24 protein-coding genes are annotated in these 25,627 nt (G+C 57.7%); 6 read left to right on the forward strand and 18 right to left on the reverse strand.

The window, feature by feature from the left end; genetic code table 11:
• Nucleotides 1-27: 27 nt before the first annotated feature.
• Both rmuC and udp read right to left on the reverse strand, forming a co-directional pair.
• Complete coding sequence (gene rmuC, locus PI91_RS23280; protein ID WP_039267196.1) at nt 28-1,485, reverse strand: DNA recombination protein RmuC; 1,458 nt, start codon at nt 1,483-1,485, stop codon at nt 28-30.
• A gap of 140 nt (nt 1,486-1,625) precedes the next feature.
• The gene (udp, locus tag PI91_RS23285; RefSeq protein ID WP_003860792.1) at nt 1,626-2,387 is read right to left on the reverse strand and encodes a uridine phosphorylase; all 762 of its coding nucleotides are present in this window, start codon (nt 2,385-2,387) and stop codon (nt 1,626-1,628) included.
• A gap of 255 nt (nt 2,388-2,642) precedes the next feature.
• Here udp and PI91_RS23290 point away from each other — a divergent pair, with 255 nt between their 5' ends.
• On the forward strand, nt 2,643-3,449 hold the full coding sequence (locus tag PI91_RS23290; RefSeq protein WP_021242857.1) for a dienelactone hydrolase family protein: 807 nt from the start codon (nt 2,643-2,645) through the stop codon (nt 3,447-3,449).
• 44 nt (nt 3,450-3,493) lie between these two features.
• On the opposite strand, the gene metE is transcribed toward PI91_RS23290, so the two are convergent.
• Entirely contained in the window at nt 3,494-5,755 is a 2,262-nt protein-coding gene (gene metE, locus PI91_RS23295) for a 5-methyltetrahydropteroyltriglutamate--homocysteine S-methyltransferase (protein WP_039267197.1), read from the reverse strand.
• A 115-nt stretch (nt 5,756-5,870) separates the two neighbouring features.
• Here metE and metR point away from each other — a divergent pair, with 115 nt between their 5' ends.
• Complete coding sequence (gene metR, locus PI91_RS23300; protein WP_039267198.1) at nt 5,871-6,824, forward strand: HTH-type transcriptional regulator MetR; 954 nt, start codon at nt 5,871-5,873, stop codon at nt 6,822-6,824.
• Here metR and PI91_RS23305 read toward each other — a convergent pair.
• From PI91_RS23305 to pldB, 3 genes are all read right to left on the reverse strand, one after another.
• The gene (locus PI91_RS23305) at nt 6,712-7,611 is read right to left on the reverse strand and encodes a carboxylate/amino acid/amine transporter (RefSeq protein WP_008501530.1); all 900 of its coding nucleotides are present in this window, start codon (nt 7,609-7,611) and stop codon (nt 6,712-6,714) included. The genes metR and PI91_RS23305 overlap by 113 nt on opposite strands.
• 82 nt (nt 7,612-7,693) lie before the next feature.
• Nucleotides 7,694-8,494: a sugar/pyridoxal phosphate phosphatase YigL gene (gene yigL / locus PI91_RS23310; RefSeq protein WP_021242854.1), complete on the reverse strand. Its 801-nt coding sequence runs from the start codon at nt 8,492-8,494 to the stop codon at nt 7,694-7,696.
• Between the two features lie 31 nt (nt 8,495-8,525).
• The gene (gene pldB, locus PI91_RS23315) at nt 8,526-9,518 is read right to left on the reverse strand and encodes a lysophospholipase L2 (RefSeq protein ID WP_008501532.1); all 993 of its coding nucleotides are present in this window, start codon (nt 9,516-9,518) and stop codon (nt 8,526-8,528) included.
• A gap of 109 nt (nt 9,519-9,627) precedes the next feature.
• On the opposite strand from pldB, the gene rhtB reads away from it, so the two are divergent.
• Nucleotides 9,628-10,248 carry a homoserine/homoserine lactone efflux protein gene (rhtB, locus tag PI91_RS23320; RefSeq protein ID WP_008501533.1) on the forward strand — a complete coding sequence of 207 codons (621 nt, stop codon included), beginning with the start codon at nt 9,628-9,630 and terminating at the stop codon, nt 10,246-10,248.
• Here the strand turns inward: rhtB and rhtC are convergent.
• From rhtC to pldA, 3 genes are all read right to left on the reverse strand, one after another.
• The gene (rhtC, locus tag PI91_RS23325; protein ID WP_010426287.1) at nt 10,245-10,865 is read right to left on the reverse strand and encodes a threonine export protein RhtC; all 621 of its coding nucleotides are present in this window, start codon (nt 10,863-10,865) and stop codon (nt 10,245-10,247) included. The genes rhtB and rhtC overlap by 4 nt on opposite strands.
• 61 nt (nt 10,866-10,926) lie before the next feature.
• Nucleotides 10,927-12,756 carry an ATP-dependent DNA helicase RecQ gene (gene recQ, locus PI91_RS23330; RefSeq protein WP_021242852.1) on the reverse strand — a complete coding sequence of 610 codons (1,830 nt, stop codon included), beginning with the start codon at nt 12,754-12,756 and terminating at the stop codon, nt 10,927-10,929.
• A 90-nt stretch (nt 12,757-12,846) separates the two neighbouring features.
• The gene (gene pldA / locus PI91_RS23335; RefSeq protein WP_008501537.1) at nt 12,847-13,716 is read right to left on the reverse strand and encodes a phospholipase A; all 870 of its coding nucleotides are present in this window, start codon (nt 13,714-13,716) and stop codon (nt 12,847-12,849) included.
• A 163-nt stretch (nt 13,717-13,879) separates the two neighbouring features.
• Between pldA and yigI the strand changes: the two genes are divergently transcribed.
• Both yigI and rarD read left to right on the forward strand, forming a co-directional pair.
• Nucleotides 13,880-14,347 (forward strand): acyl-CoA thioesterase YigI, encoded by a 468-nt coding sequence (gene yigI / locus PI91_RS23340; protein ID WP_008501538.1) that lies wholly within the window; start codon nt 13,880-13,882, stop codon nt 14,345-14,347.
• Between the two features lie 51 nt (nt 14,348-14,398).
• Entirely contained in the window at nt 14,399-15,295 is an 897-nt protein-coding gene (gene rarD, locus PI91_RS23345) for an EamA family transporter RarD (RefSeq protein ID WP_008501539.1), read from the forward strand.
• Between the two features lie 83 nt (nt 15,296-15,378).
• Here the strand turns inward: rarD and corA are convergent, their stop codons facing one another.
• From corA to PI91_RS23380, 8 genes are all read right to left on the reverse strand, one after another.
• Complete coding sequence (gene corA, locus PI91_RS23350; protein ID WP_008501540.1) at nt 15,379-16,329, reverse strand: magnesium/cobalt transporter CorA; 951 nt, start codon at nt 16,327-16,329, stop codon at nt 15,379-15,381.
• 150 nt (nt 16,330-16,479) lie between these two features.
• Nucleotides 16,480-16,536, reverse strand: a complete 57-nt coding sequence (gene ysgD, locus PI91_RS26525) for a YsgD/CorL family protein (protein ID WP_212743980.1) — start codon at nt 16,534-16,536, stop codon at nt 16,480-16,482.
• 149 nt (nt 16,537-16,685) lie between these two features.
• Nucleotides 16,686-18,848, reverse strand: a complete 2,163-nt coding sequence (gene uvrD / locus PI91_RS23355; RefSeq protein ID WP_039267199.1) for a DNA helicase II — start codon at nt 18,846-18,848, stop codon at nt 16,686-16,688.
• Between the two features lie 107 nt (nt 18,849-18,955).
• Nucleotides 18,956-19,672, reverse strand: coding sequence for a 5-amino-6-(5-phospho-D-ribitylamino)uracil phosphatase YigB (gene yigB, locus PI91_RS23360; protein WP_008501542.1), 717 nt, complete (start codon nt 19,670-19,672; stop codon nt 18,956-18,958).
• Nucleotides 19,672-20,574, reverse strand: coding sequence for a tyrosine recombinase XerC (gene xerC, locus PI91_RS23365; RefSeq protein ID WP_039267200.1), 903 nt, complete (start codon nt 20,572-20,574; stop codon nt 19,672-19,674). Before xerC ends, yigB begins: the two co-directional genes overlap by 1 nt.
• A complete protein-coding gene (locus tag PI91_RS23370; RefSeq protein ID WP_008501544.1) occupies nt 20,571-21,278 on the reverse strand; it encodes a DUF484 domain-containing protein in 708 nt (235 codons plus the stop codon). The genes xerC and PI91_RS23370 overlap by 4 nt, the downstream gene beginning before the upstream one ends.
• Entirely contained in the window at nt 21,275-22,099 is an 825-nt protein-coding gene (gene dapF / locus PI91_RS23375; RefSeq protein WP_008501545.1) for a diaminopimelate epimerase, read from the reverse strand. The genes PI91_RS23370 and dapF overlap by 4 nt, the downstream gene beginning before the upstream one ends.
• A 35-nt stretch (nt 22,100-22,134) precedes the next feature.
• The gene (locus tag PI91_RS23380) at nt 22,135-22,338 is read right to left on the reverse strand and encodes a lipoprotein (protein WP_021242847.1); all 204 of its coding nucleotides are present in this window, start codon (nt 22,336-22,338) and stop codon (nt 22,135-22,137) included.
• Nucleotides 22,339-22,473: 135 nt separating this feature from the next.
• Between PI91_RS23380 and cyaY the strand changes: the two genes are divergently transcribed.
• Nucleotides 22,474-22,794 (forward strand): iron donor protein CyaY, encoded by a 321-nt coding sequence (gene cyaY / locus PI91_RS23385; RefSeq protein WP_008501546.1) that lies wholly within the window; start codon nt 22,474-22,476, stop codon nt 22,792-22,794.
• 89 nt (nt 22,795-22,883) lie between these two features.
• Here the strand turns inward: cyaY and cyaA are convergent, their stop codons facing one another.
• Nucleotides 22,884-25,427: a class I adenylate cyclase gene (gene cyaA / locus PI91_RS23390; protein WP_008501547.1), complete on the reverse strand. Its 2,544-nt coding sequence runs from the start codon at nt 25,425-25,427 to the stop codon at nt 22,884-22,886.
• Nucleotides 25,428-25,627 lie beyond the last annotated feature (200 nt).

The raw sequence follows: 25,627 nt of genomic DNA on the forward strand, positions 1-25,627 counted from the left end.
ACAGATTGGGCGCAATTGCCCTACGTTTCAACCACCGCGAAAGAAACGCGCCGGGGGTTCGTTCGGTGATAAATCGGCCGCTAACGCATTGTCTTCACTGTTTGTCTTTTGTTCTTCTGCCCCTTCACGCAGGCGAAACTCGTCATCCTGGGCGGTAGCCTGTTCAACCAATTCCGGATTAATCTCGCGTTTCACCTCAACCCCCAGGCTGCGGAATGATTCGGCCTGCGCCAGAAGATTGCCACGTCCTGAGGCGAGTTTTTTCATCGCCTGACGGTAGTTATCCTGCGCGCGGTCCAGGCTCTGCCCGACTGAGGACATGTCGTCCACGAAGAGGCGCATTTTGTCGTACAGCTTGCTGGCGCGGTCGGCAATCTGCTGCGCGTTGCGGCTCTGGTGCTCGTAGCGCCACAGGTTCGCAATCGTGCGTAATGCCACCAGCAGCGTGGTGGGGCTGACCAGCATAATATTATTTTTGAGCGCTTCGGTGATGAGTTCAGGCTGCCTGTCGAGTGCCAGCAGAAACGCGGGCTCGACCGGAATAAACATCAGGACATAGTCCAGCGAGCGCAGCCCCGGTAGCTGCTGATAGTCTTTCCTGCCGAGCAGGCGAATATGATTACGCACCGAGGCAATGTGCTCCTGCAGCGCCGATTCTCGGGTGTAGTCATCCTCCGCATTGAAGTAACGCTCATACGCCACCAGCGTCATTTTGGCGTCAATCACCACATCTTTGCCCTGCGGCAGCCGCACAATCACATCCGGCTGCATTCGCGAGCAGGCATCGTTTTCGATACTCACCTGGGTTTCGTATTCATACCCTTCCCGCAGGCCAGAGGCTTCCAGGACGCGGGTCAGCACCACTTCTCCCCAGTTGCCCTGGGTTTTGTTATCCCCTTTAAGCGCGCGGGTGAGGTTGACCGCCTCCTGCGCCATCTGGGCATTCAGCTGCTGGAGATTGCGGATTTCATGCGCCAGGGTGTGCCGCTCTCGGGCTTCCTGACCAAAGCTGTCCTGTACCTGGCGGCGGAAGCCGTCCAGCTGTTCACGCAGGGGCGTCAGCAGGCTGTTCAGGCTCTGGCGGTTCTGCTCGTCAACGCGGCGGTTGCTGTGCTCAAAAATACGGTTCGCGAGGTTTTCAAACTGTTCGCTGAGGCGCTGCTCGCTGTTGATCATCTGGCGGATTTTATCTTCCGCATGCAGTTGAGTGGATTCCAGCCGGGTGGTCACTTCGCGGAGATCGGCCTCCAGCGAGGTGTTGATATCTCTCAGGTTGCGCAGCTCGTTGTTGAGTAACTCGCACTCCTCTCGCCAGTGATCACTCAGCGCAAGCTGCTGCTTTGCCGCGCTTAATTCGGCGACGATCTCTTCGCGTTCAGCCAGCTGATCGGCCTTCTGCTGTGCATGCTGATAGCTGGAAATGAGCCAGCCTATCGCCACGCCCGCCAGCGCAATCACCGCATAAATCAGGACTGAGATATCCACAATGCCCCCTGCATCAACGTATTACCCGCACAAAATAAGATTGTGCTGTATAAACGTCCAGTTTGAAAGGGTTTTCCTGCGAGGCGCTACGCAAAAAATAAAGGCCGAACGTGTCGGCCTTTGATTTCGAAAGGAGAGGATTAGATCAGGCGACGCGCGGCTTCAACCACGATTTTCACCGCATGACTTTCGGTCTGCTTCATGGTTTCAGCGTTCGGGATTTCCTGCTGAGTACGGTTGACGATAACGCCCGCCACCATACCGGCACGCAGGCCCTGGCTTGCGCACATGGTCAGCAGCGTGGCGGATTCCATTTCGTAGTTCATCACGCCCATGGACTGCCACTCTTCCATAGAGCCTTTGAAGCGGCTTACCACGCGGCCAGAGAAGGTGTCGTAACGCTCCTGACCGGGATAGAAGGTATCGGACGAAGCGGTTACACCCACGTGAGTGGTCGCGCCAACGGATTTCGCGGCTTCAACCAGCGCGGTGGTACATTCAAAGTCTGCTACTGCCGGGAATTCCATCGGCGCAAAGTGCAGGCTTGCGCCATCCAGACGCACGGACGCGGTCGTGACCAGCACGTCGCCCACGTTGATGTGCGGCTGAATAGCACCGGTCGTACCGATACGCAGGAAAGTACGAATGCCCAGCTGTGCCAGCTCTTCAACAGCAATAGACGTAGACGGGCCACCGATACCGGTAGAACACACGATCACGGCTTTACCATCCAGCTCTGCGCGCCAGGTGGTGAATTCACGATGGGCTGCCAGCTTAACCGGCTTATCCATCAGCGCGGCGATCTTTTCCACACGCTCCGGATCGCCAGGGACGATAGCGAGCGTAGCCCCTTGTAAATCGTTTTTAGTGAGGCCGAGATGAAAAACATCAGACTTAGACATAGGTGACTCCTCTGTGGGTCGGTTAGTCAGAAGAAGTAAAACGGTACTTTACAGAAGCGGAAAGCATAATTTCGTGACACATCTCACCATGAATGAAAATGATTGCATTGAATTTCCATAAAAAGGTGATTTACATCACATTAACAAGTTATATCGTCAGGTGCTGCACAAAAGATAGACCGTTTAAGGCACTGTGAGTTGTTAACCTGGTGACTATATTTACCTTTGCGCTAACTCATTGGTACGGAGAATGCCATGACTGAAAAAACCGGTTTTGCACCTGCTGCGGCCCCGCATGCCTCAACCATCGTCTCAACGTCTGAAGAGGCCATCACGGCGGGTGAGACCTCTATTCCCTCGCAGGGAGAGAATATGCCTGCTTACCACGCACGACCAAAATCGGCAGACGGTCCGCTGCCCATCGTGATCGTGGTTCAGGAAATTTTCGGCGTTCACGAACACATTCGCGACCTCTGCCGCCGGCTGGCGCTGGAAGGCTATCTGGCCGTTGCGCCAGAGCTCTACTTTCGCCAGGGCGATCCGAACGATTACAGCGATATTCCCACCTTGCTCAGCAACCTGGTCAGCAAAGTCCCGGACGCGCAGGTGCTGGCCGATCTCGACCACGTCGCCAGCTGGGCGGCGCGCAACGGGGGCGATCCCCATCGTCTGCTGGTCACCGGTTTCTGCTGGGGCGGACGCATCAGCTGGCTGTATGCCGCGCATAACCCGCAGCTTAAAGCCGCTGTGGCCTGGTACGGTAAACTGGTAGGTGAAAAAACGCTCAATTCACCGAAACATCCCGTGGATATCGCCACGGAGTTAAATGCGCCTGTGTTAGGGCTTTATGGCGGTCAGGACACCGGTATTTCGCTGGATTCGGTAGAGACCATGCGCCATGCGCTCCGTGCGGCCAATGCGAAGGCGGAGATCGTGGTGTATCCGGATGCCGGGCACGCGTTTAACGCGGATTATCGTCCGAGCTATCACGCGGAATCAGCCAAAGACGGCTGGCAGAGAATGCTGGCGTGGTTCAGCCAGTACGGCGGTAAAAAAGCGTAAAAAAAAGCCCGGTGGCGTCTACGCCTTACCGGGCCTACGCATCATCAAGCCTGACGCAAGTTTTGCGCCGCCTTCACCATGTTCGCCAGCGCGGCACGCGTCTCCGGCCAGCCGCGAGTTTTCAGGCCGCAGTCCGGGTTCACCCACAGACGCTCTGCCGGAATGCGCTGGGCCGCTTTTTTCAGCAGCGACTCAATCCACTCCACGCTCGGCACGTTCGGAGAGTGGATGTCGTACACCCCCGGACCGATTTCGTTCGGGTAGTCGAATTCTTCAAACGACTCCAGCAGCTCCATGTCTGAACGCGAGGTCTCGATGGTGATCACGTCAGCGTCCAGCGCGGCTATCGAATCCATGATGTCGTTGAATTCGCAGTAACACATGTGGGTGTGGATCTGCGTGTCGTCCTTCGCCACCGCGGCGTTGATGCGGAATGCCTCCACGCCCCACTTCAGGTAGGCATCCCAGTCGCTGCGGCGCAGCGGCAGACCTTCGCGCAGGGCCGGTTCGTCAATCTGGATGATGCCTATGCCTGCGGCTTCCAGATCCGACACTTCATCACGCAGCGCCAGCGCGATTTGCTTCGCGATGGTCTCGCGGGTTACGTCCTCACGCGGGAAGGACCAGCAAAGAATGGTCACCGGACCGGTGAGCATGCCTTTTACCGGCTTGTCGGTCAGGGACTGGGCGTACTTCGCCCACTCAACCGTGATCGGCTCCGGACGGCTGACGTCACCGATGACCACCGGCGGCTTGACGCAGCGGGAGCCATAGCTTTGCACCCAGCCGTTCTGGGTAAAGACGAACCCGTCCAGGTGTTCACCGAAGTATTCCACCATGTCGTTACGCTCGGCCTCGCCGTGCACCAGCACGTCCAGCCCCAGCCGCTCCTGCTCGATAATCGCCTGCTTGATGTGTTCGGCAATCCCGGTGCGGTAGTGATTCGCATCCAGATTTCCCTTTTTGAAGTCCAGACGCAGGCCGCGGATTTCGGTGGTCTGCGGGAAGGAACCGATAGTGGTGGTTGGCCACGCGGGCAGGTTGAACCGGGCGCGCTGGGCTTCGGCACGGACTTCATACGGGCTCTGACGCTGGCTGTCCCGGGCGGTGATGGCCGCCAGGCGTTTTTCCACTGCCGGGTTATGCACGCGCGCCGAGTGACGACGTGCCTGGATCGGTGCACTCCATGCGTTAATCGCCTCCGTGTCGCCGCTGTTCAGCGCATCGCGCAGCAGCGCCAGCTCTTCACATTTTTGCAGGGCGAAGGCAAACCAGCTTTTCACCTCAGCATCAAGACGGGTTTCCACGCTCAAATCGATCGGGCTGTGCAGCAGGGAGCAGGACGAGGCCACCCACAGCTCACGTTTGCCGACGATGTCCTTGATCTGCGCGTATTTCTCGGTCAGATCGGCACGCCAGACGTTACGGCCGTTGACCAGACCGGCGGAGAGCAGCCAGTCTGCCGGCAGGCGCTTGTGCAGTTCTGCGACGTCATCTTTGCCGTGCACCAGGTCAACGTGCAGACCCTGCACCGGCAATCTGGTGATGGTGCTGAGGTTCGGCGTCACACCTTCAAAGTAGGTGGTAAGCAACAGCTTCACCTGTCCGTTGAGTGCATCGTAAGCCGGTTTGAAAGCATCAAGCCAAACCTGAGGCAGCTCGAGCACCAGCGCGGGCTCGTCGATTTGCACCCACTGAATGCCGCGTTTGCCCAGTTCAATCAGCACCTGTTTGTAGACCGGCAGAATGTCCTTCAGCAGGCTGAGCCGGTCAAACGGCTCGCCTTTGACTTTCCCCAACCACAGATAGGTCACCGGCCCCAACAGTACGGGTTTCACCTGGTGGCCCAGCGCCAGCGCTTCGTCCACTTCATCCAGAAGCTGCGTCCAGGTCAGCCTGAACTGCTGACCTTTTACGAACTCCGGCACCATATAGTGATAGTTAGTGTTAAACCACTTGGTCATTTCCGCCGCTGCCGCTGGCTCACCCGTTGGCGCACGGCCACGGCCGATACGGAACAGGGTATCGATATCTACCGATCCATCGTTGTTCTGATGACGAGCCGGCACGTTGCCAAGCAGCAGGCTGGTCGTCAGAACATGGTCGTACCAGGCGAAATCGCCCACCGGCAGCAGGTCAATCCCCGCCTGCTTCTGCTGCGCCCAGTGACGGGCGCGCAGCTCGCGCCCCACCGCCAGCAGTTCTTCACGGGTGGCGTTCCCCGCCCAGTAGCTTTCTTGCGCTTTTTTCAGCTCGCGACGCAGGCCAACGCGAGGGAAACCGAGAGTGTGATTGCGGATTGTCATGGTATGCCCCTTGTGAAATTCGTTATTTAGACGTCCAGATGTTTACACTTCTATAATTGGCAGGTACTGTATATTCCTCAAGCGCAAAATGTTCATGGCGAAGTGAAGGACTTTCATGATCGAGATAAAACACCTGAAAACGCTGCAAGCGTTGCGGAACTGCGGATCGCTCGCGGCAGCGGCGGCCACGCTGCACCAGACCCAGTCCGCCCTTTCTCACCAGTTCAGCGATCTGGAACAACGCCTCGGCTTCCGTCTTTTTGTGCGTAAGAGCCAGCCGCTGCGCTTTACGCCGCAGGGCGAAATTTTGCTTCAGCTGGCGAATCAGGTTCTGCCGCAGATCGCCAGCGCGCTGCAGGCGTGTAACGAACCGCAGCAGACCACGCTGCGTATCGCCATTGAGTGCCACAGCTGTATTCAGTGGCTGACCCCCGCGCTTGAGAACTTCCGCCAGAAGTGGCCGCAGGTGGAGATGGACTTTAAATCCGGCGTGACGTTCGACCCGCAGCCCTCGCTGCAGCAGGGCGAGCTGGATCTGGTGATGACGTCCGATATTCTGCCGCGCAGCGGCCTGTACTATTCACCGATGTTTGATTATGAGGTGCGCCTGGTGCTGGCACCGGACCATCCGCTGGCGACCAAAACGCGCATCACGCCGGAAGACCTGGCAACGGAAACGCTGCTGATTTACCCGGTGCAGCGCAGTCGTCTGGATATCTGGCGTCACTTCCTGCAGCCGGCAGGCATTAGCCCGCAGCTGAAAAGCGTGGATAACACCTTGCTGTTGATTCAGATGGTGGCGGCCAGCATGGGTATCGCGGCGCTGCCGCACTGGGTGGTGGAGAGTTTTGAACGCCAGGGCCTGGTGGTCACCAAAACCCTGGGTGAAGGACTGTGGAGCCGGCTGTACGCCGCCGTGCGCGATGGCGAGCAGCGTCAGCCGATTACGGAGGCGTTTATTCGCTCAGCGCGGAACCACGCGTGCGACCATCTTCCGTTTGTGCGGAGCGCGGAGCGACCCAGCGTCGATGGACCCACAGCGAAGCCAGGATCACCGCTCCCCCAATAAGGAAGCTTGGCCAGTGCGGCTGTTGTTGCCAGATGGCAAGGTTGACCAGCAGCCCTGCAGGAACATGTACGTTGTTCATGATCCCGAGCGTACCGGCGTCGACCTGCGTCGCGCCGTAGTTCCACATGAAGTACCCCAACCCGGAAGCCACGACGCCCAGCCAGACCAGAACACCCCACTGTACGGTGGTGGTAGGCAGCTTTTGCGGGTTACCCAGCATAAACCACGCCGCCACCGCGACGATCGCGGCCCCCATGTAGAACCACGCAAACGCGTTATGCTGGGGCATCGGACGGGTTTCCATCAGGCGTTTGTAGCCCACCATGCCGATGGCGAAGCTGATGTTGGCGAGCTGGACGAACATCAGCCCGGTCCAGAAGTGATCGCTCACTTTGTCGTAGCGAATAATTGCCGCGCCAATCACCGCCAGCGCCGCACTCAGCAGATATCCCCAACGCAGGCGGCGCTTGCTAAGCAAATCGTAGATCAGCGTGATATAGAGCGGCGTTAGCACGGTGAACAGCAGGAATTCCGAGACGGACAGGTAGACGTAAGCCCGGAAGCTGAACAGGTACATGATGCCGAGCTGCATCGCCCCCACCAGCATATACAGCACAATCGTTTTCAGCGACTGCCCGCGCGTGCGCAGAAACGGCAGGAACACCAGCGCCGCCAGCCCCACGCGCATCAGCACCGAGAAGTAGCTGTCGACCGAACCGGCAAGGTATTCGCCAATCAGGCTAAAGGAGAAGGCCCACAGGATAGTGGTGATAATGAGTAGCGCCACAATGCTTGTCTCTCAGAAAGAAGGACAGGCATTGTAGCGAACTCTTTAGTTGACAACTGAGCAATAAACAACCGAATAAAGATTATTCAAGGAACAGCTTGCGCAGGTATTTCGGTACCGCGTTGTCAGCGTTAGAACCAATCACCTCCAGCTCCGGGTGCAGATCTTTCAGACGCTGATGCGCGTTCTGCATGATGCAGCCCTTACCCGCCATCGACAGCATTTCAGCATCGTTCATGCCGTCGCCAAAGGCGATACAGTCTTTCAGCTCGAAGCCCAGACGTTTCGCGACCGCTTCCAGCGCGTGCCCTTTGGAGACGCCTCCCGCCATCACTTCCAGACAGGTCAGGGTTGAGAAGCTGACGTTGACGCGATCGCCCCAGCGGGCGTTGATCGCCTGTTCCAGCGGGAGTAGCTCTTCGTGGCTGTCGCAGGTGAAGAACACCTTGCTGATCCCTTCCGGCTCCAGCAGGCCTGGCTCGTACAGGGAGTAGTTGAATACGGCTTCCTTGAAGAAACGCATCTCATCCGGGCGGTGGCGGTTCATGAACCAGTCGTCGTCGCGGTAAACGTTCGTAACGATAGCCGGGTTGTTGTGCACCACGCCGAACAGATCGGCGGCAATATCGCGATCCAGGTTGTGGGTAAAAATCAGGTTGCCGTCGGTATCATGCACACGCGCACCATTGGAGGTGATCATGTACGATTTGATCTCAAGATTATCGCGGATCTGCCCCACGTCGACGTGGTGGCGGCCAGTGGCAAATACGAAGTTCACGCCACGGGCGGTCAGAAGCTTCAGGGTCTCTTTCGCGTATGGCGACAGCGTGTGGTCAGGGGAAAGCAGCGTGCCATCTAAATCAGATGCAACAACCTGGTACATAGGGATTTCAACCTCTGGTGGAAAACAAAAATCAATTATGCCTGTTGAAAAATTCAACAATGGCGTTGAGCGCGACTGAGCGCATAGCGTCCTTTTCAAAAAGGATCTCATGGTACGCGCCGTTAATGACCAGCGGTTTTCCCCCTTCACAAGGGTGACCGGCGGCAGCGCGCAGTTCACAATAGCGGTCATGCATGCGGTTATCCACCACACGCTCTTCTTCCGCCTGAATCAGGAGTGTTGGCGTGTCGTCGTTGTCGACACCAGCCAGCACCTGCTCACCGGCAAGGATACCTTCCCGTACCCAGTGATATGTCGGGCCACCCACGCGCAGGCGGGGCTCATCGGCATAAAAACGCAGGTTACGACGATAGCGCTGGCGACTGTGCGTCAGCACGTTCATCGCAAACGGCAGCGCCCGCCAGCGTCCCGTCCCGATGGCATAGCCTTCCCGAATGCGCTGATGGCCCTCAGCCCAGTCGAGAATATGGCGTACCATCCAGTCAGGAAAACGCATGACGATGCCATACATCGGCGCGGTGAGCGCAATGGCGTCGCACTGGTGAGCGTGGCGCTGTAAAAACAGCGTTGAAATCGCACCGCCCATTGAGTGCGCCAGAATATAGCGCTTCCGCCAGGGGCCTGGCTCGACCTCCTGCTGCCAGAACGCGGCGAGATCGTCGACGTAATCGCTGAAGTTATCCACGTGGCCGCGATGGGTATCCGATAACAGTCGCCCTGACAGCCCCTGCCCGCGGTGATCGATAATCAGCACATCGAAGCCCAGATGGAACAGGTCATAGGCCAGTTCGGCATATTTGATGTAGCTCTCAATACGTCCGGGGCAGACCACAATGACCCGGTCATTTTTCTTGTCGTGAAAACGCACAAAGCGTACTGGAATATCGCCGACGCCCGTAAACTCATCTTCCTCACGCTGGCGCCAGAAATCGGTCAGCGGCCCCATGGAGAAAGCAGCAAATGCGTTTTCTCGTGTTTCCCAGTCCTTTTTCTGCTGAAACATTGGGTTTCTACTCACCTAAGCCAAGGAATATCGTTTTTTCGTAACCGGTCACAAAATGACTCAACAATAGCGTATTGTGGCATAAAAACAGACAATTCGGGAGTTTCAAATGACCTTCGAGTGGTGGTTCGCTTACCTGCTGACATCCATCATCCTTAGCCTTTCACCGGGCTCGGGCGCCATTAACACCATGACCACCTCCATCAACCACGGCTATCGCGGCGCGGCGGCGTCCATTGCCGGTTTGCAGACCGGGCTGGGCATTCATATCGTGCTGGTCGGGATTGGTCTGGGCACCCTGTTCTCCCGCTCCGTACTGGCCTTTGAAGTGCTGAAATGGGCCGGGGCGGCCTATCTGATTTGGCTCGGCATCCAGCAGTGGCGCGCGGCAGGCTCCATTAACCTGAATACGCTCGCTCAGACGCAAAACCGCGGTCATCTGTTTAAGCGTGCGGTTTTCGTCAACCTGACCAACCCGAAGAGCATCGTTTTCCTCGCCGCGCTGTTCCCGCAGTTTATCGTGCCGCATCAGCCGCAGGTGATGCAGTACGTAGTGCTGGGCGCGACCACCATTATCGTCGATATTATCGTCATGATTGGTTACGCGACGCTGGCGCAGCGGATTGCGGCGTGGATTAAAGGGCCTAAGCAGATGAAGGCCCTGAATAAAGTCTTTGGTTCGCTGTTTATGCTGGTTGGCGCGCTGCTTGCGTCAGCGCGTCATGCTTAGCGAGAAATGATGAGATGAATGCCGAAGCCGGCGAACAGCGCGCCGGCGAAGCCGTCGATCCACTTCGCAATACGCTGGTAGCCGCGGCGCATCGCCGGTAAGGCGAACAGACTGGCCACGATGGTAAACCAGGCAAAGGTTTCAACGACGATCAGCAGGAAGATGCCCCAGCGTGCGCCCGCACCGACGCTATCACCCACAAACAGCGAGAACACGGAGCCGAAATAGATAATCGCTTTCGGGTTCGCCAGGTTGGTCAGCAGCCCTTTTACAAAGCTGCGGCCGCCCGTTGCCAGCTCGACCTTTGGCTCTTCCGGTTTTTTCTCTTCTTTTTTCAGCGCCCCGCGCAGCATCTGGTAGCCCATCCAGCACAGGTACAGCCCGCCGCCGACCATAATGATGTTATGCAGCCAGGCCATCTTCGCCAGGATCAGGTTCAGACCGAGCAGCGCGACCGCCGCCCAGACCATAACGCCCATGGTGATACCGAGCACACCCATCATCGCCTCCTTGCGGGAGCGGCTGACGGCCGTTTGCGACACGAAGAAAAAGTCAGGTCCCGGGCTCATCAGCGCAACGATGTGCACTAACGCCACGGTGAGAAATAGCATTAACATAATTAGCTCGCGGGGAAATAATTCAGTGAGTCATCATCCTGGCACTTTTTCGCCCGGCTGACTACTCCTCATCATCACCATCAACGTGGGAACGGATGAGCGCCATAAACTCTTTACCGAAGCGCTCCAGCTTGCGCGTACCGACGCCGTTGACGCTGAGCATTTCGCTGGCGCTGAGCGGCATCTGCTCGGCCATCTCAATGAGCGTCGCGTCGTTGAACACCACGTATGGCGGGATGTTCTCTTCATCAGCGATGGCCTTACGCAGCTTGCGCAGTTTGGCGAACAGCTTGCGGTCGTAGTTGCCGCCATAGGATTTCTGCATCACGCGCGGCTTGAGGGCGACCACGCGCGGCACGGCGAGCTTCAGTTCAACGTCACCGCGCAGCACCGGACGCGCCGCTTCGGTCAGCTGTAGCGCGGAGTGCTGAGCAATGTTCTGCGTAGCGAAGCCGAGGTGAATCAGCTGACGAATGATGCTGACCCAGTGCTCGTGGCTCTGGTCCTTGCCAATACCGTAGACAGGCAGCTTGTCGTGGCCCATGTCGCGGATACGCTGGTTGTTGGCACCGCGCAGCACTTCCACCACGTAGCCCATCCCGAAGCGCTGGTTCACGCGGTAAATGGTCGAGAGCGCCTTACGCGCGTCCATCAGGCCATCGTACTGTTTTGGGGGATCCAGGCAGATATCGCAGTTACCGCACGGCTCCTGCCGTCCTTCACCAAAGTAGTTGAGCAGCACCAGACGACGGCAGGTTTGCGCTTCGGCAAACGCGCCCATCGCGTTGAGCTTGTGGCGCTCGATATCCTGCAACTGGCCCTGCGGCTTCTCTTCCAGACAGCGACGCAGCCACGCCATATCGGCCGGATCGTAAAACAGCATCGCTTCTGCAGGCAGGCCGTCACGCCCGGCGCGACCGGTTTCCTGATAGTAGGATTCGATATTGCGCGGAATGTCGAAGTGCACCACAAAGCGCACGTTGGGCTTGTTGATCCCCATCCCGAACGCCACCGTCGCGACGACGATTTGCAGGTCGTCGCGCTGGAATTTTTCCTGCACGTCGGCGCGGATGTGGTTCTCTAACCCGGCATGGTATGCCGCCGCGCTAAAGCCACGGTTTTGCAGACGCGCAGCGGTGTCTTCCACCTTTGCGCGGCTATTGCAGTAGATGATGCCGGACTTGCCGCGCTGCTCCTGGACGTAGCGCAGGAGCTGATCCAGCGGCTTGAATTTTTCCATCAGCATGTAGCGGATGTTCGGACGGTCGAAGCTGCTGACCTGAATATACGGGTCGTTCAGCCCCAGCAGGCGAACGATATCCAGGCGCGTGGTGTCATCCGCCGTGGCGGTAAGCGCCATAAACGGCAGCTCGGGGAAGCGCTGACGCAGCTGGCCGAGGGCGGCGTATTCCGGGCGGAAATCGTGTCCCCACTGGGAGATACAGTGCGCTTCATCCACCGCCAGCAGAACCGGATTCCAGTGCGCGAGATGGTCGAGGAAGTTATCCAGCATCAGGCGTTCCGGCGCGATATACAGCAGGCGGATCTGCCCGGTGCGGCACCCGGCCATCACCTCTTGCTGCTGCTCCCGGGTTTGCGTCGAGTTCAGACAGGCCGCCGCGACGCCGTTGGCGAGCAGCTGGTCAACCTGGTCTTTCATTAGCGAAATGAGCGGGGATACCACGACCGTCAGGCCGTTGAGCACCAGCGCGGGCACCTGATAACAGAGGGACTTACCGCCGCCGGTCGGCATCACCACCAGGCAGTCACGGCCTTGCAGCACCGTTTCAATGATGGTTTCCTGGCCAGGGCGGAACTGCTGGTAGCCAAAGGTTTCATGCAAAACCTGTTTAGCCAGCGACTCCTGATTCAATACTTCCGCCTGCGCCACATTAACCCCATATGCGAAAAATAAAACAGGCGCTATTTTCAGCGCCTGAGAGAGAAACTTCAACGTTTAACGCAAAAACATTCGAGCAACCTAGAGAATATCGTTCAGCATCACGCCCACGCCGACGCGGGTCTGGTTGAAGTTGTAATCGATAAGCGACTCGCCGTAACCGCTGTAGACCTGCGTATAGATGCGAACGTGCTTCGTCATAGGATAGCTTAAGCCCACTTCCGCGCCGCCGTAACCGGTATTCCAGTTATACTGCCCCTTCGCGCTCAGTACGGCATCGCCCAGCTGATAGCCGACTTTGAGCTGGTAGTAGCCCATGTATTTGGTGATGTCCGGGTTGTCATCAGTGCTGCCGACCACATACCACGGCTTCACCTCCACCATCCAGTTACCGTTCTGCGCCATCAGGCGCGTATAGGCGCGGTTCCAGCTACGGGATGTCGGATCGGAACGTCCGTTAGAATCATGGTTAAAGCCCACTTCGACGTCGCGCAGCGTCCAGCCGGCGAATTCATAATCCGTTGCGAAGCCGAGGAACAGCTGCGGCTCGTAGTTGGTTTCGCGGAACGGCGAGGATTCCCCGCTGTTAGAGAGCTGCCACCAGGACTTCTGCGTGTAAGACGCACCGAGCACCGAGTTCGGCCCCAGAATGCCGCGCCAGAACGGGAACGCGAGGCTGAGCTGGAACTTCACCTCATCTTTACGCGCATTATCAGACCAGTTATAGGAGCTTATCGCCTCTTTGTTGAGGTCGCTGGTCTGGGTGTAAATCACGTAGTTGGTGTCGTACGGATAGAGCGTGAACGGATTGTCATGCTCCTGAAGAAGGTTCGCGATAATGCTACCGTGCACGGCAGGCTTATCATGCACCTCTTTAATTGTCGCTTCCTGCGCATAGGCTGTGAGGGGCAGCGAAATCGCCGCCAGTAACCAGGCCAGATACGTCCGCATCGGTGGTGTTCTCCTGCAAAAGAGTAAAATTACCTGAATAGTTATGTGGCGAACATTCTACAGACTTCTGAGACAACTGCTGCATCCTCGTTTCTGAAAGTAGCATTCCTTGTTGCTGAGGCATAAAATCAACATTTCGTTAACAATAAGGATGTGATGCCTCATGTCAGCCATGCTTACCGCCGAAGAAGTGTTAAAACTCGTGGGCGAGATATTTGTTTACCATATGCCGTTTAACCGTGCGCTGGGACTGGAGCTGGAGCGCTACGAGAAAGACTTTGCCCAGCTGAGTTTCAATAACCAGCCGATGATGGTCGGGAACTGGGCGCAAAGTATTCTGCATGGCGGGGTGATTGCCTCCGCGCTGGACGTGGCAGCAGGACTGGTCTGCGTGGGCAGTACGCTGACGCGCCATGACACCATCAACGAAGACGAACTTCGCCAGCGTCTGGCGCGCATGGGCACCATTGATTTGCGCGTCGACTATCTTCGCCCGGGGCGCGGAAACCGCTTCACCTGTACCAGCAGCCTGCTGCGCGCCGGGAATAAAGTTGCCGTGGCGCGCGTGGAATTACACAACGAAGAACAGGTTTATATCGCCAGCGCAACCGCCACTTATATGGTGGGTTGAGGCGGCAAAATCGGGTAAAATTGATTCACTTTTTTGTAACGGATTTTCCCGATGGATGCTAAACAGACGCGGCAGGGCGTTTTACTCGCCCTTGCCGCTTATTTTATTTGGGGTATCGCCCCGGCGTACTTCAAGCTAATCGCCTACGTTCCGGCTGATGAGATCCTCACTCACCGCGTCATCTGGTCGTTTTTCTTTATGATTGCGCTGATGAGCCTCAGCCGTCAGTGGTCGGGCGTCAAAACGCTGCTGCAGACCCCGAAGAAGATCTTCCTGCTGGCGCTCTCTGCCGTGCTGATTGGCGGTAACTGGCTGCTGTTTATCTGGGCAGTGAATAACCATCACATGCTCGAAGCGAGCCTGGGGTACTTCATTAACCCGCTGGTGAACATCGTGCTGGGGATGATTTTCCTCGGTGAGCGCTTCCGCCGGATGCAGTGGGTGGCGGTGATTCTGGCCTTCTGCGGCGTGCTGGTGCAGCTGTGGACGTTCGGCTCGCTGCCAATCATCGCCCTCGGTCTGGCGTTCAGCTTTGCCTTCTACGGCCTGGTGCGTAAGAAGATTGCGGTGGAAGCGCAGACGGGGATGCTGTTTGAAACCCTGTGGCTGCTGCCGGTGGCGGCGATTTATCTCTTCGGCATCGCCGACAGCCCAACCAGCCACATGGGCAGCAATCCGTGGTCGCTGAACCTGATGCTGATGGCGGCGGGCGTGGTAACCACCATTCCACTGCTGTGCTTCACCGGTGCAGCGACGCGCCTGCGTCTCTCCACGCTGGGCTTCTTCCAGTACATTGGCCCGACGCTGATGTTCCTGCTGGCAGTGGTGTTTTACGGCGAAGTGCCGGGCGCGGATAAGATGGTGACGTTCGCCTTTATCTGGGTGGCATTGGCGATCTTTGTTGCGGATGCGATTTATACCCAGCGCAGGGGGCGCAAAGGGCTGTAGGCCTTTTTGCCGGATGGCGGCTGCGCCTTATCCGGCCTACAAGATCTGTAGGCCCGGTAAGCGTAGCGCCACCGGGCGGATTCTCAAAGCCAGTTACGACGCTTAAAGTAGAGATACGGCGCCAGCCCGGCGAGGATCATGAAGATAATCGCCCCCGGGTAGCCAAAGCTCCACTTCAGCTCCGGCATAAACTCGAAGTTCATCCCGTAGCTGGAGGCCACCAGCGTCGGCGGCAGGAACACCACGGACACCACCGAGAAGATCTTGATGATGCGGTTCTGCTCGATGTTGATAAAGCCCATCGCCGCCTGCATCAGGAAGTTCACCTTCTGGAACAGGGATTCGTTGTGCGGCAGCAGGGATTCGATATCGCGCAGGATCTCGCGCGCCTGCTCCAGCTGACCGCCCGGCAGACGCGCCTTGCGCACCAGGAAGTTCAGCGCGCGCTGGGTATCCATCAGACACAAGCGCACCTTCCAGCCGATATCTTCCAGCTCCGCCAGCGTTGAGAGCGCTTCGTCATACTCATCGCCCTGATGGCCTTCCATGATCACCCGGCTCAGCTTTTCCAGATCGCTGTAGATGTTTTCAATCTCGTCCGCCAGCTGTTCAATTTTGGTCTCGAACAGATCGAGCAGCAGCTCATAGGCGTTGCCGTCCACCATCGCCTGGCTGCGGGCGCGCATGCGGTAGAGGCGGAATGCCGGTAGCTCGCGCTCACGCAGGGTAAACAGGCGGCCGTCGCGAATGGTAAATGCCACGGTGGAGTTGCCCGCGTGGTCTTCGGCATCTTCGAAAAAGAAGAAGGAGTGAATGTGCAGGCCGTCTTCGTCTTCAAAAAAACGGGCGGATGCTTCGATGTCTTCCAGTTCCGGGCGCGTTGCCAGGCTTTGCCCCAGCTCAGATTGTACGCGAAGGCGCTCATCGTCGTCCGGCTCGACCAGATCCACCCATACGGCATCAATGAGGGGCTGTGACTCTTCGGCTTCAAGCCGAGTCAGTCGGTTATTTTCGAGTTGAAATGCGCTCAACATGACCGGGACTCCCAATGCAAAAAATATCGGACAGTTCGGTGGGCACACAGAAACAAATTGGGTTTCAGACCATTAAACAGCCTGACTCAGCGCGACGGGAATAATGCAGTCGCTGACAACCACTAAGGCCATCAGCAAGAGGAGATAGCCTTAGGAGTTGTTCCTGGATGACAGGGAATTGAGCCAGTATCTACTGGGTGTGTCCAAGGCGAATGTCCTCTTAGCGTAATCGTGCGCGCATGTTACGCCAGCTATAACTGTGGCGTCAACACGCAACGAAACGCTGAAGGGCATTAATTGACCTTCAACGTATAAGGCTAGCAGATTATTACAAAATAATGATATTTTTCTGAAAGTTAGACTGTTTCCAGCTTCGCGTAGGCGGCCACCAGCCATTTGATCCCCTGCCCCTGGAACGCCACCTGCAGGCGGCTGTGCTCGCCGCTGCCTTCCAGATTCACAATGGTGCCTTCGCCAAACTTCGAATGGCGCACGCGCTGGCCCAGCTTGTAGCCGGTGTCGGTTTCCGCTATCGGCGAGCCCATGCGCTGATGGCTGACCGGACGGCTGATGCTCGCCCGCAGACGTACCTCTTCGACACACTCTTCCGGCAGTTCACCGATAAAGCGCGACGGACGGTGATAGACCTCTTTGCCATACAAACGGCGGGTTTCAGCGTAGGTCAGCGTCAGCTTTTGCATCGCTCGCGTCACGCCCACGTAGGCCAGACGACGCTCCTCTTCCAGACGTCCGCCTTCATCCAGCGACATCTGGCTCGGGAACATCCCCTCTTCCATGCCAACGATAAACACCTGCGGGAACTCCAGACCTTTGGCGGAGTGCAGCGTCATGAGCTGAACCGCATCCTGCCAGGTGTCCGCCTGCCCTTCGCCCGCTTCCAGCGCGGCGTGGGAGAGGAACGCCTGCAGCGGCATCAGGTCTTCGTCTTCTTCGTTGTAGCTGAACTGGCGCGTTGCCGTGACCAGTTCCTCTAAGTTCTCAATACGGGTCTGGCCCTTCTCGCCTTTTTCCTGCTCGTACATGGTGCGCAGGCCGGAGTCTTTAATCACCCGGTCGGTCTGCACGTGCAGCGGCATGTCGGCGGTTTCCTGCGCCAGGGCGTCAATCAGTTCAAGGAAGCGCTGCAGGGCGCTGGCCGCGCGTCCGGCAAGCGCTTTTTCCTGCAGCAGCTCGCGGCACGCCTGCCACAGCGTCAGCTGACGGTCGCGCGAGGCCTGACGCACCACGTCCAGCGTGCGGTCGCCAATCCCGCGGGTCGGCGTGTTGACCACGCGTTCAAACGCCGCGTCGTCGTTACGGTTGGCAATCAGACGCAGATACGAGAGCGCATCTTTGATTTCCTGACGTTCGAAGAAGCGCATACCGCCGTAAATGCGGTACGGCATCCCCACCTGCAGCAGCGCCTCTTCCAGCACGCGCGACTGGGCGTTGCTGCGATAGAGAATGGCACACTGCTCCAGCGCGCCGCCGTTGTCCTGCCAGGTTTTGATGCGGTTGACCACGAAGCGCGCTTCGTCGAGCTCGTTGAAGGCGCAGTAAATCGAAATCGGTTCGCCGTCGACGCCGTCGGTCCACAGCTTTTTACCCAGACGCCCGTTGTTGTTCTCAATCAGGGCGTTAGCCGCGCTCAGGATATTGCTGGTAGAGCGGTAGTTCTGCTCCAGACGGATGGTTTGCGCGCCGGGGAAATCGTTGAGGAAGCGCTGAATGTTCTCCACCTGCGCCCCGCGCCAGCCGTAGATCGACTGGTCGTCATCGCCCACGATCATCACCTTGCCGGTATCGCCGGCCAGCAGGCGGATCCATGCGTACTGGATGTTGTTGGTATCCTGGAATTCGTCCACCAGAATGTTGGTGAAGCGTTCACGGTAGTGCTGCAGGATGTGCGGCTTGTTGAGCCACAGCTCGTGAGCGCGCAGCAGCAGCTCGGCAAAATCCACCAGGCCGGCGCGATCGCACGCTTCCTGATAGGCCTTGTAGACGTTCTGCCAGGTCTGCTCGACCGGGTTGCCGAAGCTCTGAATATGGTGCGGGCGCAGCCCCTCGTCTTTCTGACCGTTGATGTACCACATCGCCTGACGCGGCGGCCACTGCTTCTCGTCGAGGTTCATCGCCTTGATCAGGCGCTTCAGCAGACGGAGCTGGTCTTCGCTGTCGAGGATCTGGAAATCCTGCGGCAGGTTGGCGTCCATGTGGTGCGCACGCAGCAGGCGGTGCGCCAGACCGTGGAAGGTGCCAACCCACATGCCGCCCTGGCTGGTGCCCATCAGCTGGGCGATGCGGTGGCGCATCTCCGCCGCCGCCTTGTTGGTGAACGTGACCGCCATGATGGAGTACGGCGCGCAGTTTTCCACGCTCTGCAGCCAGGCGATACGGTGAACCAGCACGCGCGTCTTACCACTGCCCGCTCCAGCCAGCACCAGCAGGTTGGTGCGCGAGGCGGCAACCGCATCACGCTGTTTGTCATTAAGGCTGTCGAGCAGGTAAGAAACGTCCATTGGCACCGTCACATAGTATTCAGGAACAGAGCAAAACGCCCGGTGGCGCTTCGCTTACCGGGCCTACAACTGCAAAACCCTGGTAATTTATACAATATTACTGGTGATTATATCAGCGTCGTGAGGGATGCCAACCGCGAAATTTCCACGTGCGGCAGAAGACGGCTATCGGAGGCGATCATCAGGTCAGCATTTTCCGGCTTGATCCAGCAGGCCTGCATGCCGCAGCGGATGGCGCCCGCCACGTCTGTGGTCAGGTCATCCCCCACGTGCAGGATCTCACCCAGCGGCAGGTTAAGCTTATCCGCCGCCAGATGGTACATGTCGCTGAACGGCTTCGCGCGCCCGTGAGGACCCGCACGCAGCACGAATTCAAAGTAATCGCTGAGGCCGAACAGCTCCGGCTGGGCATTGCCGTTGGTGATGGCCACCAGCGGCCACTTTTCGGCAAGCGTCGCCAGCGTGTCGTGAGTTTCCTGCGGCACGTCGATACGGCTGCGCCATTTGGCGAAGTTTTCCATGGCCGCTTCCGCCCCAATCGCGGCATCCTGCGCGCTCAGGCCTACATTCAGCATCGCCTGCTCAACCGCGCGACGACGCCATTCGGTCACGTCGTGGTAAATGTCCGGCTCGGTCTCCCGCAGGGACTGACGCAGCTTCTGGAAGTCCTTGTTCTGCATCGTCTTCAGCGCGGGATGATAGTTCTGCACAAACGCCAGGGACTCCTGCTCGGTACGCAGGATCACCTCGCGGTTGTCATAAAGAGTGTCATCAAGGTCAAACGTCAGGGCTGAGATCTGACCGAGTGGGCGGTAAAAACGCATTATTTCCCCCGTTTGGCGCGTGGATGCGCCGCGTCATACACCGAGGCAAGGTGTTGGAAGTCTAAGTGGGTATAAATTTGTGTGGTCGACAGGTTCGCGTGGCCAAGCAGTTCCTGCACGCCGCGCAGATCGCCGCTTGACTCAAGCATGTGTGTTGCAAAGGAGTGGCGCAGCTTGTGCGGATGCACGTGGCTGTTTAGCCCCTGCTTAATGCCCCACTCCGCAAAGCGCTTCTGCACGTTACGCGCCGAGATCCGCTTGCCGAGTTTCGACAGGAACAGCGCATCTTCGTCGGTGCCAAACAGCCCGCGCAGGTCAAGCCAGTGCTCAATCCAGGAAACCGCATTGCGGCCAATCGGCAGGCGGCGCTCTTTGCTGCCCTTCCCCATTACCCACACTTCGCCAGATTCCAGGTCGAGATGCTTCAGGTCGAGTTTGACGAGTTCAGACAGACGCAGCCCGGCACCGTACATCACCTCCAGCATCGCGCGGTCGCGGACGGCCAGCGGATCGTTCAGATCGATATCAAGCAGGCGGTTTACGTCATCAACGTCAATATTTTTAGGCAGATGGCGCGGCGCTTTCGGCGTGGCGATCCCTTTTGCCGGGTTGGCTTTTATGCCGCCCTGGCTGACCAGCCAGTCGAAGAAACTGCGCAGCGCAGAGAGCCTGAGCGCCAGGCTCGCCGGGCTGAGGTTTTTTTTGCGGCTACGCACAACAAACCCGCGTACCGTCGCAGCATCACATTGTTGCCAGCTTTTCAGGCCGATCTCGTCGGCGATCTGCATGATGGCATCAAGCTGACGCTGATAGTTAAGCAGCGTAATGGGGCTAAGCTGGCGTTCCACGCCGAGATAGCGCAGAAAGCGCGAGACGTCAGTGGCGAGCAGTCCGTCCGTCATACGCGCTCAATCCAGCGCTCCAGCAGCTCAGGCAGCATCAGGGCGATCTCCTGCAGCAGGTGCGTGGCTTGCCCCTGCTCATAGTGATGCGCGTCGCGGCTGGTAAATAAGATGACGCCCAGATCGCCATCGCGCCCCATCAGCGACATCGCCACCGAGCCAATCGCTTTGGCCTCCGGTAACACCACCAGCAGCTCAGGACCGTTAAGCGGCCCCAGATAGTGGTGCTCATGGCCCAGACGCTGAATGCGCAGCGGTTCAAACGCCTGACGGCTCAGTGCCAGATGGGTAAATCCCGACGGTGCACCGATGCGCCAGCGGTCAGGGAAAAGACGAATCGTTGCACCCGCCAGCCCCAGCTCGCGGGCCCAGCGGTGGAAGCGGCTGAGGAACTCGTCAAGACTGTGCGCCGACGCCAGACGCGCCTGCAGATGCAGCAGACGATAGAACAGGCTTTCATTGGTGCTGGCCTGCTCCATCAGCAGCGTCATGTTCTCTTCAAGCTGGCTGATGTGGTTGCGCGCGCGCGCCATGTGCCATTCCACCAGCGACACGGTTCCGCGAACCGGATGCGGCACGCGCATCTCTTCGACGACGCGTGCATTGCGAATAAAAAACTCAGGATTGCGCAGCAGATAATCAACAACAGCTCTGTCGTCCAGTTCCGTCACTGTTTCCTGCAGTTCTTCCCCTGGTTGTTTCATAGATGGATAAACCCGTCATAGACATGTGCCGCCGGGCCCGTCATATACAGTGGATGACCCGGTCCTTTCCAGGCGATATCAAGCCGACCGCCCGGTAATTCCACGCGAACCTCTTCAGCCAGTAACCCCTGGGAGATACCCACGGCCACTGCCGCACAGGCTCCGCTTCCGCAGGCCTGCGTCTCGCCCGCACCGCGCTCGTAAACCCGCAGACGAATGTGCTCGCGCTTCACCACCTGCATAAAACCGATGTTCGCGCGCTCCGGGAAACGTTCGTGGCTTTCCAGCACCGGGCCGAGCGTTTCGACCGCGGCAGTTTCCACATCATCAACCTGAATCACGCAGTGTGGGTTACCCATAGAGACGACGCCGCACAATACTGTCTGCTCGGCCGCCCGCATAATATAGGTCTTTTCCGCTTTGTTTGCGCGAAACGGCACGACGGAAGGCTCGAAGTTAGGCTCGCCCATGTTCACGCGCACCAGCTCATCATCGGTGACGCTGAGCACCATGCGACCATTGGCTGTACTGACGCGAATATCACGCTTGTTAGTCAGCCCTTTCAGGCGGACAAAGCGGGCGAAACAGCGCGCGCCGTTGCCGCACTGGTTCACTTCGCTGCCGTCCGCGTTAAAAATACGGTAGTGGAAATCGAGGTCGGGATCGTACGGCGGCTCAACCACCAGCAGCTGATCGAACCCCACGCCCAGATGCCGATCCGCCAGACGACGGATCAGTTCCGGTGAGAAAAACACATTCTGCGTTACCGCGTCGACGACCATAAAATCGTTGCCAAGGCCATGCATTTTAGAGAACTGCATCATTTGCTCCATTGCGCGGGTACAGAACGTTGTCGTCAGAGATTAACCTGAGTCGGGCCGCCGTTGTCGCCACGGTCGTTAGTATCTGGCGTGGAAGACTCAATGCCGCTGTTAACCGGTTTCGTCGGCGGCGGTGCGGTTTTATCCGCAGGCGGAAAGTACAGGGGTCCCTTCAGTCCGCAGCCAGTCAGGCTAAACAGCGTGATGAGAACGGCAAGCGTTCGGAAAGCGTTTTTCATTATAAAGTTGCCCGTAAGTTCAAATCTGTTTCTATCATCGCAGGAGAAGACACAAAAGCAAGAGTTTGCCGCTTTCCTGCAACGGGAATTATTTAGGGTTATACTGCCGGCATCACGAAAAACAGGAACAAAACCATGAACGACAGTGAATTCCATCGCCTTGCCGACAACCTGTGGATGACCATCGAAGAGCGTCTTGACGACTGGGACGGCGACAGCGATATCGATTGTGAAATCAACGGCGGTATTCTGACCCTGAGCTTCGAAAATGGCAGCAAAATTATTATTAACCGCCAGGAGCCGCTTCACCAGGTGTGGCTGGCGGCCAAACAGGGCGGCTATCACTTCGATCTGAAGGGTGATGAGTGGGTGTGCGACCGTAGCGGCGTACCGTTCTGGGATCTGCTGGAACAGGCCGCGACCGCGCAGGCGGGTGAGGAAGTGCGTTTCAGGTAGTTTTGTTGCCCGGTGGCGGCTGCGCCTTACCGGGCCTACAACGGCTCGAACCGTAGGCCGGGTAAGCATTAGCCACCCGGCGAAAAGGCTCAGGAGAAATACTGCTGCAACAGCGGCGCGGTGTCCTGATTGGCAGGCGCGGCAGGCGTGACGGCCTGAGTGCGGAACGGGATCACCTGCGCACGGCCATCGACGTTCACAATCTGGTAGAACTGCGGCAGGTTAAAGTTGATAAAGCTTGAGCCGTAGGTAAAGCGGTCATGCGAAGAGGAGTAGAAGCGGCTGACGTCGCGCACCAGCTCCTCTTTACTGCCTTCACAATGGTGATACACCTCGGCGCGGTTGGTCTCATCCAGAATGTAGATGTTGAACCCGGCATCGTCGCCCGACTCTTCAAAGAAGAACTGAATAATCCCTTCACTGGCAAAGCCGTCCACTACCTGCGGGAGCTTAACGTGGTTGGTTTCCACCTGCACCGACAGGCCATGCAGCTTGTTATGCGAAATCGCGCCGTAGAATTCAATGGCGTTTTCCAGCTTCTGTACCGAGACGTTGAGACGTTCAAAGAACAGACCCCAGGTCTGGCCGGAGACGCGCAGCGCTTTAAAGCGCCCGGTTTCCTGACGGGTACTGGAGAGACGCAGCTCGATACACTCGGAGACCAGCTGCTGCACGCGGGTACGAATCAACCCGCGCAGGTGCTGGCTGTAGCAGAACACTTCCACGCTGTCCGGCGGCGCGGCATCCTGGTGCATCTTGCCAAGAATGGTTTTCAGCGCTTCGATCATCGCCTGCTCGCCGTTGAAGTGCAGGGTACGCACTTCGTTCCACGAGTTGCGGTACAGCAGGTCCACGCTGCCCACCAGGCAGTTTTGCTGCTCGCCAAAGCTAAAGACGTCCAGCTTGCGGAAGTCAAAATGGACCACCTGATTGCGGAAGGCCGCCGTCGGGTCGTATTCCAGGTTGACGATGATCGCCAGATGGCGAATCTCGCACGGGCTGTAGAGCGCTTTTGGCGTCGGCGCAGGCAGACGCAGCGGGAAGTGGTGCGACACATCCGCGACCATCTCCTGCAGCTTAGCGAGATCGACCACCTCGTTGCCTTTGATAAACAGGCGCGTGCGCGAGGTCAGCAGGCCGTTAAACCAGGCCCAGGCCACCAGCTTGTTCAGATAGCGGTTATATTCCAGCGGCTGATGGCTGATGATGGAATCCATGCTTGGCGCACGGTTGTACAGATACCACCCGGTGCGGTTCGCGCGGCCCGGCGGCACGTAGATAAACGTCAGGTTCGGTTCTGACAGGTCAGGCGAAATCTGCGGGTTAACCAGCGTGACTTTACCCGGCAGCGCTTCAAACGCGGCGTACAGCTTACGGGTCAATACCCCGATGTCCTGCGGGCTGGCGGAAACGCTGAGGTTGTTGCGGCGCGCAAAGCGGATCAGATTACGGTAGCTTTGCATCATCGCATCGAGCAGTTCGTTGTGCGCTTCACGCACCTGATCGATTTTCCAGTTGGCCCGGTTGTCGAGCATGGACAGACGCGCGTCGTCCCATCCCCACTCTTTTACTAACTGGCTGACCACTTCACGACGCCAGCCCACGCAGGCGCGTTCGCGGCTCAACTTCTCACAGACTTTGAGATAGAAACATCGACGTACCAGGTCCAGACGCGTGGTGTCATCAATGGCTTTCAGGTATTCGGTTACGCGCTCGAGCATCATGCAGTAAGCGTCCAGCCCGAAGGAGACGATCTCCCCGTCGTGCAGGCGCTGCTTGATGTCTTTCGCCAGCAGGCGCGGCGTCGGGTATTCCCAGGAGTAGGCTTCAAGCAGCAGCGTTTTCAGCACCGCTTTGTACGGTGAGTCGATACTCTTATAGAGCTGCCAGAGGCTTGCGCCGAAATACTCTTCCGCAGACAGTGAGCTGAGACCGCCGAGGTCCAGCCATTCGTTTGGCGTCAGTACGCCCTGCGCATAAAGCGACATGACGTAATCGTCGTAATGCTCTTCTTCTTCGCACGGGACCATATTCCACAGAATACGTTTCCCGGCCAGACGAACGGCAGTACGGTAGAATTCATCCAGCAATAAGATGTGCTGGGTCGAGCCGCAGTCCTCACCACCCAGACTGCCGCTTTCGTTATGGCGGAAACGGTTTTCATCAATCAGGAAGAAGCTCACTTCCACGCCGAGCGAGGCCGCCCAGCTCTCCAGCAGGCTGCATTTACGCTGCAGCAGCTGACGCTCTTCGTTATCGAGCCAGGACTGATGACAGACCCAGATGTCCAGGTCAGAAGAACAGCTTTGCCCTACCGATGAGGTGCTCCCCATAGAGTAAACGCCGGTAATCGGCAGTTCACCTTTCGGGGACTCCTGTGGCGGCATGCCCCGGTAGAGTTCCAGCTCGTTCAAATAATGCTGTTGGGTTTCATCAGGCGTGAAAAGACAAATGCCCTGGGGAACGTTACCATCAAGGTAGCCAGGCATCAGCGGGTGGTGATAGTGCAATAATGTCGGCAGCAGACTGTATACCTGCTGGAAAGCAGGGCCCATAGCAGCAAGCGCGCGATCCACACGCAGTTGATTTATGGCATCCAGTCTCTGTTTCAGAGTCTCAATATAGAGGTACAAGACGTATCGCCTGATGTTTCCGGGTGTCGCAGCTATTCAAAACACGAGTAACAGCGGACCCGCAGTATTTCAAAAAGATAACCGTTACCCTTTTTCGCCCTTATCATTTTTGGTGGTACCGACGAAAAAATGGTCTAAAACGTGATCAATTTAACACCTTGCCGATTGACCGTAAAGAAAGATGCGCTACATACAAGTGT

It is taken from the genome of Enterobacter sp. FB (assembly GCF_000805795.1).
Taxonomy (GTDB): Bacteria; Pseudomonadota; Gammaproteobacteria; order Enterobacterales; family Enterobacteriaceae; genus Enterobacter; species Enterobacter roggenkampii.